The 16423-nt window shown below is 70.3% G+C and carries 12 protein-coding genes; 9 read left to right on the top strand and 3 right to left on the bottom strand.

Annotation, left to right across the window (positions count from 1 at the left end):
- Nucleotides 1–105 precede the first annotated feature (105 nt).
- Nucleotides 106–2349 (top strand): MMPL family transporter, encoded by a 2244-nt coding sequence (locus ACGFSB_RS32505; protein WP_393406717.1) that lies wholly within the window; start codon nucleotides 106–108, stop codon nucleotides 2347–2349.
- A gap of 83 nt (nucleotides 2350–2432) precedes the next feature.
- On the opposite strand, the gene ACGFSB_RS32500 is transcribed toward ACGFSB_RS32505, so the two are convergent.
- Nucleotides 2433–3416 carry a DUF3048 domain-containing protein gene (locus ACGFSB_RS32500; protein WP_393406714.1) on the bottom strand — a complete coding sequence of 328 codons (984 nt, stop codon included), beginning with the start codon at nucleotides 3414–3416 and terminating at the stop codon, nucleotides 2433–2435.
- A gap of 177 nt (nucleotides 3417–3593) precedes the next feature.
- The gene (locus ACGFSB_RS32495) at nucleotides 3594–4748 is read right to left on the bottom strand and encodes a S1 family peptidase (RefSeq protein WP_393406712.1); all 1155 of its coding nucleotides are present in this window, start codon (nucleotides 4746–4748) and stop codon (nucleotides 3594–3596) included.
- Between the two features lie 259 nt (nucleotides 4749–5007).
- Between ACGFSB_RS32495 and ACGFSB_RS32490 the strand changes: the two genes are divergently transcribed.
- From ACGFSB_RS32490 to ACGFSB_RS32465, 6 genes are all read left to right on the top strand, one after another.
- Nucleotides 5008–6996: a M13 family metallopeptidase gene (locus tag ACGFSB_RS32490; RefSeq protein ID WP_393406709.1), complete on the top strand. Its 1989-nt coding sequence runs from the start codon at nucleotides 5008–5010 to the stop codon at nucleotides 6994–6996.
- A gap of 236 nt (nucleotides 6997–7232) precedes the next feature.
- Nucleotides 7233–8510 (top strand): SGNH/GDSL hydrolase family protein, encoded by a 1278-nt coding sequence (locus tag ACGFSB_RS32485; protein WP_393406707.1) that lies wholly within the window; start codon nucleotides 7233–7235, stop codon nucleotides 8508–8510.
- Nucleotides 8511–8800: 290 nt separating this feature from the next.
- Nucleotides 8801–8917: a putative leader peptide gene (locus tag ACGFSB_RS32480; protein ID WP_393406705.1), complete on the top strand. Its 117-nt coding sequence runs from the start codon at nucleotides 8801–8803 to the stop codon at nucleotides 8915–8917.
- A gap of 155 nt (nucleotides 8918–9072) precedes the next feature.
- The gene (locus tag ACGFSB_RS32475) at nucleotides 9073–10287 is read left to right on the top strand and encodes an LLM class flavin-dependent oxidoreductase (protein WP_393406703.1); all 1215 of its coding nucleotides are present in this window, start codon (nucleotides 9073–9075) and stop codon (nucleotides 10285–10287) included.
- 18 nt (nucleotides 10288–10305) lie between these two features.
- Complete coding sequence (locus ACGFSB_RS32470) at nucleotides 10306–11727, top strand: NtaA/DmoA family FMN-dependent monooxygenase (protein WP_393406700.1); 1422 nt, start codon at nucleotides 10306–10308, stop codon at nucleotides 11725–11727.
- A 14-nt stretch (nucleotides 11728–11741) separates the two neighbouring features.
- Nucleotides 11742–12869 carry an LLM class flavin-dependent oxidoreductase gene (locus ACGFSB_RS32465; RefSeq protein WP_393406698.1) on the top strand — a complete coding sequence of 376 codons (1128 nt, stop codon included), beginning with the start codon at nucleotides 11742–11744 and terminating at the stop codon, nucleotides 12867–12869.
- A 33-nt stretch (nucleotides 12870–12902) separates the two neighbouring features.
- On the opposite strand, the gene ACGFSB_RS32460 is transcribed toward ACGFSB_RS32465, so the two are convergent.
- Nucleotides 12903–14099: a PucR family transcriptional regulator gene (locus ACGFSB_RS32460; protein WP_393406696.1), complete on the bottom strand. Its 1197-nt coding sequence runs from the start codon at nucleotides 14097–14099 to the stop codon at nucleotides 12903–12905.
- Between the two features lie 155 nt (nucleotides 14100–14254).
- Here ACGFSB_RS32460 and ACGFSB_RS32455 point away from each other — a divergent pair, with 155 nt between their 5' ends.
- Both ACGFSB_RS32455 and ACGFSB_RS32450 read left to right on the top strand, forming a co-directional pair.
- On the top strand, nucleotides 14255–15430 hold the full coding sequence (locus tag ACGFSB_RS32455) for a lactate 2-monooxygenase (protein WP_393406694.1): 1176 nt from the start codon (nucleotides 14255–14257) through the stop codon (nucleotides 15428–15430).
- Nucleotides 15427–16404 carry a 2-hydroxyacid dehydrogenase gene (locus ACGFSB_RS32450; RefSeq protein ID WP_393406692.1) on the top strand — a complete coding sequence of 326 codons (978 nt, stop codon included), beginning with the start codon at nucleotides 15427–15429 and terminating at the stop codon, nucleotides 16402–16404. Before ACGFSB_RS32455 ends, ACGFSB_RS32450 begins: the two co-directional genes overlap by 4 nt.
- Nucleotides 16405–16423: the final 19 nt, after the last annotated feature.

The following is a 16423-nucleotide window of genomic DNA, read 5'->3' as shown; positions in this document are numbered from 1 at the left end:
GAGCCTGGACTATTGAGAGGAAACCTGCTGACCGCCCTGACGTGCGCTGATCGTGCCGCGGGGGGTGTCACCCTGCCTGCCAAAACCGACAGGAGTCCCTTCGCCGTGGCTACGTTCCTCTACAAACTGGGCCGCCTCGCCTTCCGGCGACGCCGCTATGTGGCACTGATGTGGGTGGTGCTGCTGGCCGGCGTCGGCTTCGCGTCGTCGGCGGCACCCGCACCGCCCGAAGACTCCTTCTCCATGCCGGGGACGGAGTCGCAGAAGGCCTTCGACCTCCTCGACGAGAAGTTCCCCGCGGCCAGCGCCGAGGGCGCCACCGCCCGAGTCGTCATCCGCGCCCCTGAAGGCAAGAAGCTGACCGAGTCCGGCCCCAAGGCCGACGTCGAGAAGCTGGTCAAGACCCTGGGCACAGGCCCGCAGGTCTCCGAGGTCGCCGACCCCTTCAAGGCCGACGCCGTCAGCAAGGACGGCACCACGGCGTACGCGTCCGTCACGTACAAGGTCAACGCCCAAGAGCTCACCGACAAGGCGCGCGACGCGCTGACCAAGACCACGGACGACGCCCGTAAGACGGGCTACACCATCGAGACCGGCGGCGACGCCGTCATGGCCGAGCAGGAGATGGGCGGCTCCGCCGAACTCATCGGCATCGCGGTCTCCGCGGTCGTCCTGATCATCACCTTCGGCTCGATGGTCGCCGCGGGAATGCCGCTCCTCACCGCCATCATCGGTGTGGGCATCGGCGTCTCGGGCATCGCGGCACTCGGCAGCGTCCTCGACCTCTCCGCCACCACCTCGACGCTGGCGATGATGATCGGCCTGGCGGTCGGCATCGACTACGCCCTCTTCATCGTCTCCCGCTTCCGAGCGGAGATCGCCGACGGCCGCGAACCGGAGGACGCGGCGGGCCGCGCCACCGGCACCGCCGGATCCGCCGTGGTGTTCGCCGGACTCACCGTCATCGTCGCGCTCTCCGGCCTGGCGATCGTCAACATCCCGATCCTCACCAAGATGGGCCTCGCCGCGGCGGGCACCGTCGCGATCGCCGTACTGATCGCGCTGACCATGATCCCCGCGCTGCTCGGCTTCGCGGGCAAGAAGGTGCTGCGCCGCAAGGACCGCAAGAAGCCCGCGGGCGCACTCCAGGACCCGAACGCCAAGCCGAAGCTGGGTACGCGCTGGGCACGCTTCGTGCTGCGCCGCCCGCTGCCGGTCCTGCTGTTCGCCGTGGTCGGCCTCGGCGCGGTCGCCGTACCGGCCACCAGCCTGGAGCTCGGCCTCCCCGACGAGGGCACATCGGCGCCGGACACCACGCAGCGCAAGGCGTACGACATGCTGTCCGAGTCCTTCGGCGCGGGCTTCAACGGCCCGCTGATGGTCACGGTCGACACGGACAAGGACAAGGGCGCGGCTGCCGCGGCCGGCACGGTCGGCAAGGAGATCGCCAAGATCGACGGCGTCGCCGCCGTCACACCGGCCAACGGCAACAAGTCCGACGACACCGCGATCTTCAACGTCGTACCGAAGACCGGGCCGAGCGACCACAAGACCGAGGGCGTCGTCAAGGAGATCCGCTCCACGGTCGACGGTCTCGGCGACAAGACGGGCTCGGAGGTCCTGGTCACCGGCGCGACCGCCATGACCATCGACTTCTCGCAGACCCTGGACGACGCGCTCCTGCCCTACCTGGGACTCGTCGTCGGCCTGGCCTTCCTGCTCCTGATGCTGGTCTTCCGCTCGGTCCTCGTGCCGCTCAAGGCGGCGCTCGGCTTCCTGCTCTCGGTGGCCGCCGCGCTCGGCGCCGTCGTCGCGGTCTTCCAGTGGGGCTGGCTCGCCGACATCGTCGGAGTGGACCAGCCGGGCCCGATCATGAGCATGATGCCGATCTTCATGATCGGCGTGGTCTTCGGTCTCGCGATGGACTACGAGGTCTTCCTCGTGACGCGGATGCGTGAGGCGTACGTCCACGGGGCACGCGCCGGCGAGGCCGTCGTCACCGGCTTCACACACGGCGGACGGGTCGTCGCCGCGGCGGCGGTCATCATGATCAGCGTCTTCTCCGGCTTCATCATGGAGAACGACGACATGATCAAGATGATGGGCTTCGGCCTGGCCATCGCCGTCCTGTTCGACGCGTTCGTCGTCCGTATGGCGATCGTTCCCGCCGTGCTCGCCCTCCTGGGCAAGTCGGCGTGGTGGCTGCCGAAGTGGCTCAACTGGCTGCTCCCGAACGTCGATGTGGAGGGCGAGAAGCTGCACAAGCAGCTCGGCGACTTCCCGACGGCACGCCGAGACGACCAGGACGACGAGGACAAGGACCGGGAGCTCGAGTCCGTACGCGGCTGAGTCCCTGACGCTCCGTGAGGAGTACCCCCGTCAGCCCGGTGACCGATCACGGTCACCGGGCTGACGCCTGTTGAGGGGGCGGCTCAGCGGTCCGCGTAGACCATCCAGACCTGGCCGCGAGCGAAGGGCATCCGTGTGCCGTTGGGGCGTGTGAAGGACGTGCCGCTGCCCGCGCTCGGGCGCTTCCAGCGGGTCTTGTACGCCTTTCCGTTGCGCAGGACGGTCGCCCTGCCGCTGCCGACCGTCTTGATGTACGGTGTCGCCGCGCCGTTGACGTCCTTGAAGCGCGACGGGGGCATGTCCACGTACTGGATGACGATCGTCCTGGCGCCGAGGCGCGCTCCCGAAGTGCTGCGGGCCGGTGCCCCGTCGAAGGACGCGAGCCAGCGGTGCTCCCGGGGCGACCAGCTGAAGGTGTGGCTGGCCGAGGCGTAGCGGACGGTCCGCATCTTGGTGGGGGAGCCGCCGGCTGGAGCCGGGCCGAAGCGGAAGCCGATGTCGGTGGGGCGGTCGGCTTTCGGGGCAGAGCGCAGCACGGACCTGGGGCGTACGAAGAGGTTGTGCGGGGCGGGGCGGCCGCCGCTGCGGAAGTAGGCGCCGGGGAGGCTGCCGTGCGGGCGGGCGTACAGCGGCGACCTCTTGAGCACCTTGTTCAGCGAGCTGCGCACCCCCGAGTAGGCCAGTGCCGGGCGGCCGAACTGCCGCAGCAGTTCGATGTCGGACTCCCGGGCGCTGCGCACCGGCCCGACGTACCGGGGCAGGCGGCTGGAGTACACCCCCATCAGCCTGCTCATCCCGCCCTCGACCTTCTCCACGTACACGATGTCGGCCTGGTTGAGACCGGTGTGCGGGCGTGCCATGCGCGCGTTGTCGAACTTCACCGCGAGTACCGGGTTCCGGTCCGCCGCCAGGCCGGTGAACGGTGACCGGCCGCGTGGTGCCGCGCTGTCGTCCGCCGGGGCGCCGCCGTGTGCGGCGCCCATGGTGAGCGCGCCCACGGCGACCGTGGCCAGGAGTGTCGTGCCGATGCGGGTGCGGCGTCGGGCCCCGGCCAACCTTGTTGTCATCGCGGTTCTCCGTTCGTCCCCGAACGCGCGGTTCCGGGAGCAGTCGTTCCTGGCAGTGGCAGCCGCAGTCCTTCCTCACGGGAGCTGCCCGCGAACCCTGTTAGGGCCATCCAGCCGCCAGGACTCACCGCACGGGCGTACGCGCCGGACCCTCCCGCGGGCCCGGCGCGGTTGCCGTCAGGCGGTGTGCAGGGTCAGCCCGTAGCGCGAAAGGATCTCGTTGATCGGCTGGTGCCAGGTCTCGCCGCCGCTGCCGCAGTTGCCCCAGCCGCCCGATGTGACGCCCTGGGCCTGATCGCCGCTGATGAATGAGCCGCCGGAGTCGCCGGGCTCGGCGCAGACGCTGGTCTTGGTCATCTGGTGGACGGCGCCCTGGCTGTAGTTCACGGTCTCGTTCTTGGCCAGGACGGTGCCGCAGTGCCAGTGCGTGGTGGAGCCGGAGCGGCAGATCGAGGCTCCGACGGGGGCCTCCGCCGAACCGCGGACCAGCTGGTCGGAGACGGTGCCCCAGCCGAGGACCACCGGGACGGTCCACCAGCCGTTGCCCACGCTGACGTACGCGTAGTCGTTGTCGGGGAACGAAGAGCCCTGGAAGCTGCCGATGTTCGAGTTGTCCCACCCTCGTACCCCGGCCCCCGCCTGCCCGCAGTGGCCCGCGGTGACGAACCCTCCGTGCACCGAGAAGCCGATGGAGCAGCGGACGTTGCCGGTGTAGAAGGGGTCGCCGCCCACGGTCCCCGCGGCGAAGGTGCTCGGCGCACCGGCCACCGTCTCGACCTGGACGGGGCCCGCCCGCCGTGCGCGGTCCACGAACCGTTGGACATCGTTGTCGTCCTGCTGAGCGGCGACGACGTTCAGCACGACCCGGTTGCTCCGCGGCGCCACGTGCCAGCTGCTGACACCGGATGGCGCGGACAGGGCGTCGATCTGCTTCTTCGTGGCTTCGAGTTCTTTCGCGCTGTGGCGGACCACGCGCACGGCGGCGCCGGTCTCGCGCAGGGCGTCGGTCTTGCGTGCGCTGGTGGTCGCGACGGTCAGCTTGCCGGTGGCGGTGTCGTACCAGGAGCCGCCGTACGTCGACCCGGCGGTGCGCTGTGCGGCGCGGTCGACGTGGGTCGCGGTCTTCTCGGAGGCGAGGCGGGCGCGCGCCTGGCTCTCCGTGAGCCCGAGGTCGTCCTGGAGTGCGGTGAGCATGGCCGCGGAGGCAGGAGGAGCGGTGGGTGCGGTGGGAGCTGGGGCGGCGCTCGCGGTGGGGACGAGCGCGGCGCTCGCCCAGGTGCCGGCCAGGAGCAAGGAGGAGAGGGCTACTCGGACTCCGGTTCTGCGTCTCATGGTGGTGCCCTTTCTGTCGTTCCTACGGGGTGGGGAGGAACAGGGCGCTCAGTGATGAGAGCGCTCTCACGACGAGTTCAGGCGGAGCATAGAAGTGGCTCGGCGGTCATGTCCATACCAACTGGCCGTTCCGTGGCGGCAATTGGGGACGGACGGTGGGCTGGGCAACTGCGGGGCGGGGATACGTCGCGGGGGCGCGGTCGGGCCGGCGTTCGGAAGCCGATCGTGCTCGGGCCCGGTGTCCGCGTAGGGTGCGTGAATGAGCATGCTGGATGACGCCCGCGCGGGCATGAACCCTGAGATCCGGCCGCAGGACGACCTGTTCGGCCACGTCAACGGTCACTGGCTGGAGACCGAGGCGATCCCCGAGGATCGCTCCAGTTGGGGCCCCTTTGTGCAGTTGGTCGACACTGCCGAGGAACAAGTGAAGGTGATCATCCAGGACCTTGCGTCGGCCGCCTCGGCCGCGTCGTCCGGCGCCGAACCGGATGACGCGCACAAGATCGCCACGCTGTACGCCGCCTTCATGGACGAGGAGGCGATCGCCGCCCACGGCCTCGCTCCCGCACAGCCCTTGATCGACGCCGTCACGGGGCTGCGCGACCGCAAGGACCTCGCCGCGTTCCTCGGCCGCTTCGAGCGGATCGGCGGCTCCGGCCTCTTCGGTTCCTACATCGACTCGGACGACCGCGACTCCGACCGCTACCTCTTCAACATCCTCCAGGGCGGGCTCGGCCTGCCCGACGAGTCGTACTACCGCGACGAGAAGTTCGCCGAGATCCGCGAGAAGTACGTCGCCCACCTCACCGAGCTGCTCAGGCTCGGGCAGCACGCTTCCCCGGAGACCGCCGCGCAGGCCGTCCTCGCGCTGGAGACCAGGCTGGCCGCCGGCCACTGGGAGCGGGCCGAGACACGCGACGTACAGAAGACCTACAACCTCAAGACCCTGGACGAACTGACCGCGCTCGCCCCGGAGTTCGACTGGCGTGGCTACGCCGAGGGGCTCGGCGGCTCGGACGCCACCATCGCGGAGACCTGCGTACGCCAGCCGTCCTACCTCACCCACCTGTCCGAGACCCTCGCCGAGGTCCCGATCGAGCAGTGGCGGGACTGGACGCTGACCCGGGTGCTCCGCTCGTGCGCGCCCTACCTCACCGACGCGTTCGTCCAGAACAACTTCGAGTTCTACGGCCGCACCCTCAACGGCACCCCGGAGCTCCGCGCCCGCTGGAAGCGTGCCGTCGCGCACGTGGAGGGGGCCATGGGCGAGGCCGTCGGCAAGGAGTACGTCGCACGGCACTTCCCGCCGAGCTCCAAGGCGATGATGGACGACCTCGTCGCCAACCTCCTCGAGGCCTACCGGCAGTCGATCGCCCGCCTCGACTGGATGACGGACGAGACGAAGGAGCGCGCGTACGAGAAGCTCGCCACGTTCCGTCCGAAGATCGCCTACCCGGACACCTTCCGCGACTACTCGGCCCTCCAGGTCTCGACCGATGATCTGCTCGGCAACGCGCACGCGGCGGCGGCCTTCGAGTCCGACCGGCAGCTCGCCAAGATCGGGGCCCCGGTCGACCGCGACGAGTGGTTCATGACGCCGCAGACGGTCAACGCGTACTACAACCCGGGCACCAACGAGATCTGCTTCCCCGCGGGCATCCTGCAGAAGCCGTTCTTCTCGCCCGACGCCGACCCCGCCGAGAACTACGGCGGCATCGGTTCGGTCATCGGCCACGAGATCGGCCACGGCTTCGACGACCAGGGCGCGCAGTACGACGGCGCGGGCAACCTCAACGACTGGTGGACGGCGGCCGACAAGACCGCGTTCGAGGCGAAGTCGAAGGCGCTGGTCAAGCAGTACGACGGCTTCTCGCCCCGCAACCTCCCCGGTGAGTCCGTCAACGGCTCGCTGACCGTCGGCGAGAACATCGGCGACCTCGGCGGCCTGACGATCGGGCACACGGCGTACCGCATCGCACTCGCGGGCGAGCCGGTGCCCGCGAGCGGTCCGGTGCCCGCGAGCGATGGCGAGACCGGCTCCCAGCGGCTCTTCATGAACTGGGCCTACTGCTGGCGCACCAAGCGCCGCAAGGAGCAGGAGCAGCAGTACCTCACCATCGACCCGCACTCGCCGCCCGAGTTCCGGGCGAACATCGTCCGCAACCTCGACGAGTTCCACGAGGCGTTCGCGACGGCGGACGGCGACGGCCTCTGGCTCGCCCCCGCGGAGCGCGTCAGGATCTGGTGAACTCCGGGCGGCCGCGGTGCTGTTGCCCCGCGGCCGCTCGCGGCGGCTCTCAACCATGCGGTGCGTGACGGCAGTTCATCGGATGTATGTGCGTCGCGGGTCTATCGAATCCGTCCGGATGGCTGCACTATGCCGGAGGTGACATCGATTCGCGTACCAGAATTTCATGCACATACATGACTGGAGGCTCTATGTCTTCTATGTCTTCTATGGCTTCCGTGTGTTGGAGATCTTCCGTGCGTGGGAGATCGCGCCCTGCCTTCGCCGTACTGCTCGCCGCACTGTTCGCCGCTCCCGCCCTCACCGGCCTCCAAGGCCACCCGGCAACCGCCTCACCAGCGGCGCAACCCTCCAGCCCGCACCACTGGGTGGGCGGCTGGGCCACCGCGCTCACGCCTGCCGGCACCACGGGGCCGTCGGCGGAGGGGTTCAGCGACCGGACCCTCCGTCAGGTCGTCCGGGTGTCGGCGGGCGGTGACCGGGTCCGGCTGCGGGTGTCCAACGCGTACGGCACCCGACCCCTGGACATCGGAGCGATGAGCGTGGCGCGGCGGGCCCAGGGCGCGGCCACCGTCCCCGGAACCCGGCATCAAGTCCGCTTCTCCGGGGTGGAGTCGGCCACTCTGCCGCCCGGCGCCGACCTGATCAGTGACCCGGTGTCGCTGCCGGTGCCCGCTGACAGCGACCTCATGGTCGACCTCTACCTGCCCACGGCCACGGGCCCGGCGACCTGGCACGGCTGGGCGAAGCAGACCAGCTACCTCTCCACTCCCGGCGACTGGACCGCCGACGAGGACGGCGCCGCGTACCCGGACCGCACCACGTCCTCGTACTACCTCCAAGGCGTGGACGTCTCCAGTGCCACCGCCCGGCGCACCGTCGTGGCCTTCGGCGACTCCATCACCGAGGGCGGCGCCACCCCGGACGACGCCAATCTGCGCTGGCCCGACATCCTCGGCCGCCGCCTCGCAGGGGACGCGCACGGCAAGCGGTTCTCCGTCGTCAACGACGGTATCGGCGGCAATCGCCTGCTCACCGACGCCGGAACGGCATCGAACGGCAGGGTCAACCTCGGCCTCAACGCGGAGAACCGCTTCACCCGCGACGTCCTGACGCAGCCCGCCGCGAGCGACATGATCGTGCTGCTCGGCACCAACGACCTCGGCGCCGATGCGGGCGTCCGCCCCGGATCGAAGCTGACCGCCGACCAACTCATCGCCGGGCTCGCGGCGTTGGCCCAGCGGGCGCACGCGATGGGCATCGCTGTCCACGGCGGCACCATCACCCCCAACGGCAAGCTGAAGCCGTCGGCCGAGGCGATCCGTGAGCAGGCCAACGAATGGATCCGCACCGGCGGAGCCTTCGACAGCGTCATCGACTTCGACGAGGCACTGCGCGATCCCGCCGACCCGCACCGCCTGTTGCCCGCCTACAACAGCGGGGACGGCGTGCATCCCAACGCGGACGGCATGAGAGAGATGGCCGACACCGTCGATCTGTCGAAGCTGGGGTAGAAGGCGCCGAGGAAGCGGAACAGAACGGGTAGCCCCGCGGTTGTTCCCATCGGAGACGGACGGCGAGACGCATACGGCGATGTGATGACGCCCATGATCCACGGGCATTGCGCACCGCTACGACCTCACGTAACGTCCCGAGCAGGCGTTACGAGTGTGCCCAGGGCCTCGCAAGCGCGAGACCGGCGAGGCTCAGGGCCCACCGGGCAGGAAGGTCGGAGGTGACGGACGTGCCACCTGTGTCGGTTGTGCCGTCCCTCCCCGTGTCAGTCGTGACGCCCTTCCTGCCTATGCCGCCCGTGTCTGCCCCGCGCGTCATGGTGATCGCCCCGAGCCATCAGGTGCACCTGTACTCCCGGCCGCACATAGACCTGCAGCGTGTCGCCGGCGCGCTCTGTCGTTCCTGACCCGTCACCCTGCCGCCGCACCCTCGGAGCCGAGGGGCCGGTGTTCTCGTACGGTCGATCAGGAAGGCACTCCTTTCGTGTCGTCATCACCTTCGCTGCCCCATTTCTCCGCTTCCTCTGGTTCCTCCGCTTCCTCCGCGTCTTCACCCGCCCCGTTGCACCTCGCCGTCGCGCTCGACGGCGCGGGCTGGCACCCGGCTGCCTGGCGCGAACCGGTGGCCCGTCCCGGTGAGTTGCTCACCGCCCGGTACTGGGCCGACCTGGTGGCCGAGGCCGAACGCGGCCTGCTCGACTTCGTGACGATCGAGGACGCGCTCGGGCTCCAGTCCTCGCACTTCACCGAACCCGACGAACGCACGGATCAGGTACGAGGGCGGCTCGACGCCGTCCTCATCGCCGCCCGCGTCGCCCCGCTGACCAGCCACATCGGCCTCGTGCCGACCGTGGTGGCCACGCACACCGAGCCCTTCCACATATCCAAGGCGATCGCCACGCTCGACTACGTGAGCACGGGCCGTGCCGGTGTACGGGTGCAGGTTTCGGCACGCCGGAACGAGGCCGCGCACTTCGGGCGCCGCACCATTCCGGCCTTCCGCTTCGAGGACCTGGACACACCGGCCGTACGGGAGTTGACCATCGACCTCTTCGACGAGGCGGCCGACCACGTCGAAGCCGTGCGCCGGCTCTGGGACAGCTGGGAGGACGACGCGGAGATCCGGGACGTCGCCACCGGCCGCTTCATCGACCGCGAGAAGCTGCACTACATCGACTTCGAGGGCGAGCACTTCAGCGTCAAGGGCCCTTCGATCACACCCCGGCCGCCACAGGGCAGGCCCGTCGTCAGCGCGCTCGCTCACGAGAATGCGAGCGGCGCACCGTTCAGGCTCCTGGGCCGCTCCGCCGACATCGGATATGTCACTCCGCGCGACGCGGGGCACGCACGCACCGTCGTCACAGCGGTCCGCGCCGAACAGGACGCCGCCGGGCGGACCGACGAACCCCTGCACCTCTTCGGCGACCTGGTGGTGTTCCTCGACGACGACCCGGCCGATGCCATCGCCCGCCGCGAACGTCTGGACGCCATCGCCGGGCACCCGTACACCAGCGACGCGCAGGTCTTCACCGGCACGCCCGCCCAACTGGCGGACCTGCTCCTCGAGTTGCAGGAGTCCGGTCTCACCGGATTCCGGCTGCGGCCCGCCGTCATCGGCCACGACCTGCCGGCGATCACCCGGGGCCTGGTGCCCGAACTCCAGCGCCGTGGCGCCTTCCGGCATGTGTACGAAGCCGACACCCTGCGCGGTCTGCTCGGCCTCGCCCGCCCTGCCAGCCGCTATGCCGCAACTGCCGCCACCACAGCCACCGCCTGAGCCGGAGGGAACCCCGACATGAGCAAGTCACCGGACAAGCCGCTCAAGCAGATTCACCTCGCGGCGCACTTCCCCGGCGTCAACAACACCACCGTATGGAGCGACCCGGAGGCCGGAAGCCACATCGAGTTCAGCTCTTTCGCGCATTTCGCGCGGACCGCCGAGCGCGCCAAGTTCGACTTCCTGTTCCTCGCTGAAGGGTTGCGCCTGCGCGAACAGGGCGGAGAAATCTACGACTTGGACGTTGTAGGGCGCCCCGACACCTTCGCCGTCCTCACCGCGCTCGCCGCCGTCACCGAGCGCATCGGCCTGACCGGCACCATCAACTCGACTTTCAACGAGCCTTACGAGGTGGCCCGACAGTTCGCCAGCCTCGACCACCTCTCGGCCGGGCGCGCCGCGTGGAACGTCGTGACCTCCTGGGACGCCTTCACCGGCGAGAACTTCCGCCGCGGCGGATTCCTCCCGCAGGAGGAGCGGTACTCCAGGGCGAAGGAATTCCTCAGCACGGCGGGTGAACTGTTCGACTCCTGGCGCGGGGACGAGATCGTCGCCGACCAGGAGACCGGCACCTTCCTGCGGGACGCCAAGGCCGGAGCCTTCGTCCACAAGGGTCAACACTTCGATATCCAGGGGCAGTTCAACGTTCCGCGCAGCCCTCAGGGGCGACCTGTCATCTTCCAGGCCGGTGACTCGGAGGAGGGGCGCGAGTTCGCGGCCGCCGGTGCGGACGCGATCTTCGGCCGGTACAGCACGCTCAAGGAAGGGCGGGAGTTCTACACGGACGTCAAGGGCCGCCTGGCGCGCCACGGCCGCACCCACGACCAGCTCCTGATCCTGCCCGCCGCGACCTTCGTCCTCGGGGACACGGACGCCGAGGCGGAGGAACTCTCCCGTGAGGTGCGGCGCAAGCAGGTCAGCGGTGCCACAGCGATCAAGCACCTGGAGTTCGTCTGGAACCGCGACCTCTCCGGGTACGACCCGGATGGCCCGCTGCCCGACATCGACCCGGACCCCGGCGAGCACACCATCGCCCGCGGTCGTGCCCAGGTCCGGATGTACGGCGACCCGCTGACCACCGCGCGGGAGTGGCGCGAGCTCGCGGCCGCGAACAAGTGGTCCATCCGCGACCTCGTCATCGCGACGGGCAACCGCCAGTCCTTCGTGGGCTCCCCGGCCACCGTCGCCGAGACGATCAACTCGTTCGTCCAGGCCGACGTCTCCGACGGCTTCGTCCTCGTCCCGCACATCACCCCCGGCGGCCTCGACGCCTTCGCCGACGGAGTCGTCCCGCTGCTCCAGGAGCGCGGCGTGTTCCGCACGGAGTACGAGGGCACCACCCTGCGCGACCACCTCGGCCTGGCCCACCCCGACGCCGGGGTGCCCTTCCCCGAGCCCGTGTCGATACCCACACCCGTGCCCGCGTCGGCCGACCACTGAGGAGGATCACACACATGCCAGCCATCCCTCTCGGGGTCCTCGACCTGGTCCCGATCTCGTCCGGCTCCACCGCGGCCGTGGCGCTGCGCAACTCCATCGACCTGGCCCGGCAGACCGAGCGATTCGGGTACGCCCGCTACTGGTTCGCCGAACACCACCTCAACCCCGGCGTGGCGGGCACCTCGCCCGCGGTCGTCCTCGCCCTGACCGCGGCCGCGACCTCGACGATCCGGCTCGGGGCAGGAGCCGTACAGCTAGGACACCGCACCGCGCTCTCCACGGTCGAGGAGTTCGGCCTGATCGACGCGCTGCACCCCGGACGCCTCGACCTGGGGCTTGGCCGCTCCGGCGGCAAACCACCCGGAACTCCCGCCGCTCCGCCCCCCACCGCTACCCCCGTCGTCGACGGCCGTGCCCCCAACGGACTGCGCATCCCGGCACGGTTCTCCTACGAGCATCTGCTCGGCTCACCCCGCGTCGCACTCCAGCGCAAGCTGCTCCAGCAGCCGAACGCCGCATCGCAGGACTACGGGGAGCAGATCGACGACATCCTGGCACTCCTCGCGGGTACGTACCGATCGGGGGACGGCATCGAAGCGCATGTCGTCCCCGGCGAGGGCGCCGACATCCAGGTGTGGATCCTGGGCAGCAGCGGCGGCCAGAGCGCGGACGTGGCCGGGCGGAACGGCCTGCCGTTCGCGGCGAACTACCACGTCAGTCCCGGCACGGTCCTCGAGGCCGCCGACGGATACCGCGCCGCGTTCAAGCCGTCCGACGTACTCGACAAGCCCTACGTCAGCGTCTCCGCGGACGTCGTGGTCGCCGAGGACGACGAGACCGCCCGCGAACTCGCCGCGGGCTACGGACCGTGGGTCCGCAGCATCCGCACGGCCGAGGGCGCCATCCAGTTCCCCACGCCGGAAGAGGCGCGCGGGCACCGCTGGACCGACGCCGACCGGGCGCTGGTCGATGACCGCGTCGAAACCCAGTTCACCGGCTCCCCGGGGCGCGTCGCGGACCTTCTGGAGCAGCTCCAGGAAGCCACCGGCGCCGACGAGCTGCTCATCACCACCATCACCCACGGCCACGCCGACCGGGTGCGCTCCTACGAACTGCTCGCCGAGGAGTGGCGGCGCAGGTGAGGTGCGGGTGACGGTGCGGGTGGCCGCGGACGGTCACCCGCCCCGGCCCCCGAGCACGATCGTCCGGGCGATGTCCAGTGTCAGACGCTGCCACGGGTCCTGGGGATCGCGGGACGTGATGTCGCGGACGCGGCGCAGGCGGTAGCGCACGGACTGGGGGTGGAGGTGGAGTTCGCGGGCCGCCGCGTTGGCGGAGCCGGTGTCGATGTACGCGGTGAGGGCTTCCAGGAGGTGGCGTTGGGCGCGGTCGACGAGCGGGCCGAGGACGATGCGGCCGATCTGGTCGGGGCTCACCACGGGGTGGCCCGCGAGCAGGGCGAGGACGTGTGCGTCGGCGTCGGTGAGGACCCGGTCGACGTGGTGGGCGTGCGGGGGAGCGGTGTCCAGGGCGCCCGCGGCGAGGCGGTGGGCGACGGCCACGCGGTCCAGGGTCTCGCCCGAGATCACGCAGCCCCGCCAGGCGTGCCGCCGCAGGACGTCCGGTACGGCGTCGGCGTACGCGGCCGGGAGGAGCAGGACGGCACGCGAACCGTGTGTCGTAGCGAGGGACGTGCCGCGGGTCCCGCCGCCGTCGAGGGCCGCGAGCAGCGAGGTCGACGTGGTGAGGGAGATGTCGGTCGAGCCGCCGTCAAGCGCTCTGCCGCCCACCGGTTCCGCCACAAGCAGGCAGTAACGCTCCGGGAGTTGGACACCGAGGCGTGACGCCCTCGCGCTGAGCGCGCCCAACGACGCGTGCCGCCCCGCGATCAGGTCGTCGAGCAGCAGTTGCAGCGACCTGTCGCGGTCACCCGTGAGGCGTTCACTGGTGGCCGCGTACGCCGCCGTCATCTCCTCGGACAGGGTGTCCATGGCGGTGAGCAACAGCTGGGCGAGGGCGAAGGCGTCCTTCGCGGACAGCTGCGGGGCACGGGCCGCGACTTCGTCTGCGAGCACCGCCGCCGCGACCCGGTAGGCACGCAGGACGGCCTGCAAGGGGCGTCCGTCCGCCGCCCGCGCCGCCGCGATCCCCCGGAAGCGCCGCAGGTCGGCCGCGTCGATCGCGCCGTCCGTCACCCAGTGGTCGAGCAGCCGGTCGTTCGCCCAGGCCGCGATGGCCCGCACCTCCGGAAACCTGCTGCCGTCGAGCGCCGTGTAGGCCGGAACCCGCGCGTGCACCGCGTCGACGACCGCCTCGACGAGGCGGTCGTCGGCCAGGAGTTCCTGCCGGACGCGTTCACGCTTGTTTGTCACAGGGTGATAGTCCCATCGGAAAAGGGTGCGTACGACCATGGACGGGGCTTGTCACTGTGGCAAGGATCGTCGGGTAGACAGTGCTGTTTCACGCTGTTTCACGCTGCCTCCCGCAGTCCCACGCACCCTCACGGCCACCGGACGGGACCCACCACATGACGACGACGCCGAACTGGGCGGACTTCCAGTACGAGATCTATCTCAACGGCATGACTGGCGCCGTACCCCGCCTGCCCACCGACCTGACCCGTCTCGAGGAGCTGACCGAGCAGCGGCTCGGCCCCGGCCCTGTCGGCTATGTCTCGGGAAGCGCGGGCAACGGCAGCACCGCCCGCGCCAACCGCGAGGCACTCGAGCGGCGCAGGATCGTGCCGCGCATGTTGCGCGACGTACACGAACGCGACCTGTCCGTCGAGGTGCTCGGCCACCGGCTGCCCGCGCCGCTGGCCCTGGCACCCGTCGGCGTCCTGTCGATCATGCACCCGGACGGCGAGTCCGCTGCCGCCCGCGCTGCCGCCGCCCGCGGTGTCCCGTACATCCTGTCCTCGGCCTCCAGCACCCCCATGGAGCAGGTCGCCAAGGAGATGGGCGACGCGCAGCGGTGGTTCCAGCTGTACTGGGCCAAGGACCGTGACGTCACCAAGAGTTTCCTGGACCGGGCGAAGGCCTCCGGCTACACCGCGCTGGTCGTCACGCTCGACACGCCGCTCCTCGCCTGGCGGCCCCGCGACCTCGACCAGGCGTATCTGCCCTTCCTGCACGGCGTGGGCACCGCCAACTACTTCAGCGACCCCGCGTTCCAGGCAGGTCTGGCCAAGCCGGTGCACGAGGACCCGAACGCGGCCGTGATGCACTTCGTCGGCATGTTCGCCGACCCCGCGAAGACCTGGCCCGACCTGGAGTTCCTGCGCGAGAACTGGGAAGGACCGATCGTCCTCAAGGGCATCCTGCACCCCGATGACGCGCGCCGCGCCGCCGACGCGGGCATGGACGGCGTGGTGGTCTCCAACCACGGCGGCCGTCAGGTCGCCGGATCCGTCGCGGCGGCCGACGCCCTGCCCCGCGTCGTGGAGGCGGTCGGCGACCGGCTCACCGTCCTGTTCGACAGCGGCATCCGTACCGGTGACGACATCTTCAAGGCGCTCGCACTCGGCGCCGATGCCGTGCTCGTGGGACGGCCGTACGCCTATGGGCTCGGCCTCGACGGCCAGGCGGGCGTCGACCACGTGATCCGCTGTCTGCTCGCCGAACTCGACCTCACCCTTGCTCTGTCCGGACACGCCGGACCCGCCACTCTCACCCCCGACGACCTGATCGAGGAGACCGCATGACCGCCGTGAAGAAGGTTCTCGCCATCGTCTCGCCCCACGTCGGCGGCCGGGCGGCGGGAGGCGCACTCGCCGGGCTGCTGCCGACGTCCGCACACGTCACCGTCGTGGAGTCGGCCGACGAGGATCCGGCAGCCCTGCGCGAGGCGCACATCATCATCACCGGCCTCGCGCCCGTCACCGCCGAACACATCGCCGCGGCCCCGGACCTGGAAGTCGTCCAGTGCGCGAGCCACGGCTTCGACTACGTCGACGTGAACGCGGCCCGCGAACGCTCCGTCTCCGTCTGCTCGATCGGCTCCAGCGGCGCGGAGAAGCAGAACGTCGCCGAGCAGACCTTCGCCCTCATGCTCGCCCTCGCCAAGCAGCTGATCCCGGCGCACACCGCCCTCACCGAGGCCGACTGGGCGCTGCCCCGCCTCCAGCAGTCCATCACCGAACTCTCCGGCAAGACGCTGGGCATCGTCGGGCTCGGTCACATCGGCGAGGAAGTCGCCCGCCGCGCGGTCGTGTTCGACATGAGCATCGTCTACGCGGGGCCGAGGCCGGTGGCGTCGGAGACGGAAGCCCGCCTGGGCGGCGCGCGCCACGTCGAGCTCGACGAACTGCTCCGTACGTCCGACTACGTCAGCCTGCACGCCCCGCTCACGGACGACACCCGCCACCTGCTGGACGCCGAACGCCTCGCCCTCCTGAAGCCGACGGCCTTCGTCATCAACACGTCGCGTGGCGCGCTCATCGACCAGGACGCGCTCGCCGACGCCCTGGTGGCCGGCACGCTGGCCGGGGCGGGCATCGACGTCTTCGACCCGGAACCGCCCACCGCGGCCCTGCGTCTGCTGAAGGCGCCGAACGTCGTGCTGTCCCCGCATGTCGCGGGCGTCACGCGCGAGACGCTCGTCCGTATCGGCCTCGCCGCGATCCAGAACGTCGTCGGTCATCTGGAGGGCAAGCCGCTGGGGGACGTGGTGTCCTGACGTTCTGCCAGGTTGCCGG

The sequence above is a fragment of the Streptomyces sp. NPDC048441 genome, from assembly GCF_043200235.1.
Taxonomy (GTDB): domain Bacteria; phylum Actinomycetota; class Actinomycetes; order Streptomycetales; family Streptomycetaceae; genus Streptomyces.
This window is presented reverse-complemented; position numbering and strand designations above follow the sequence as displayed.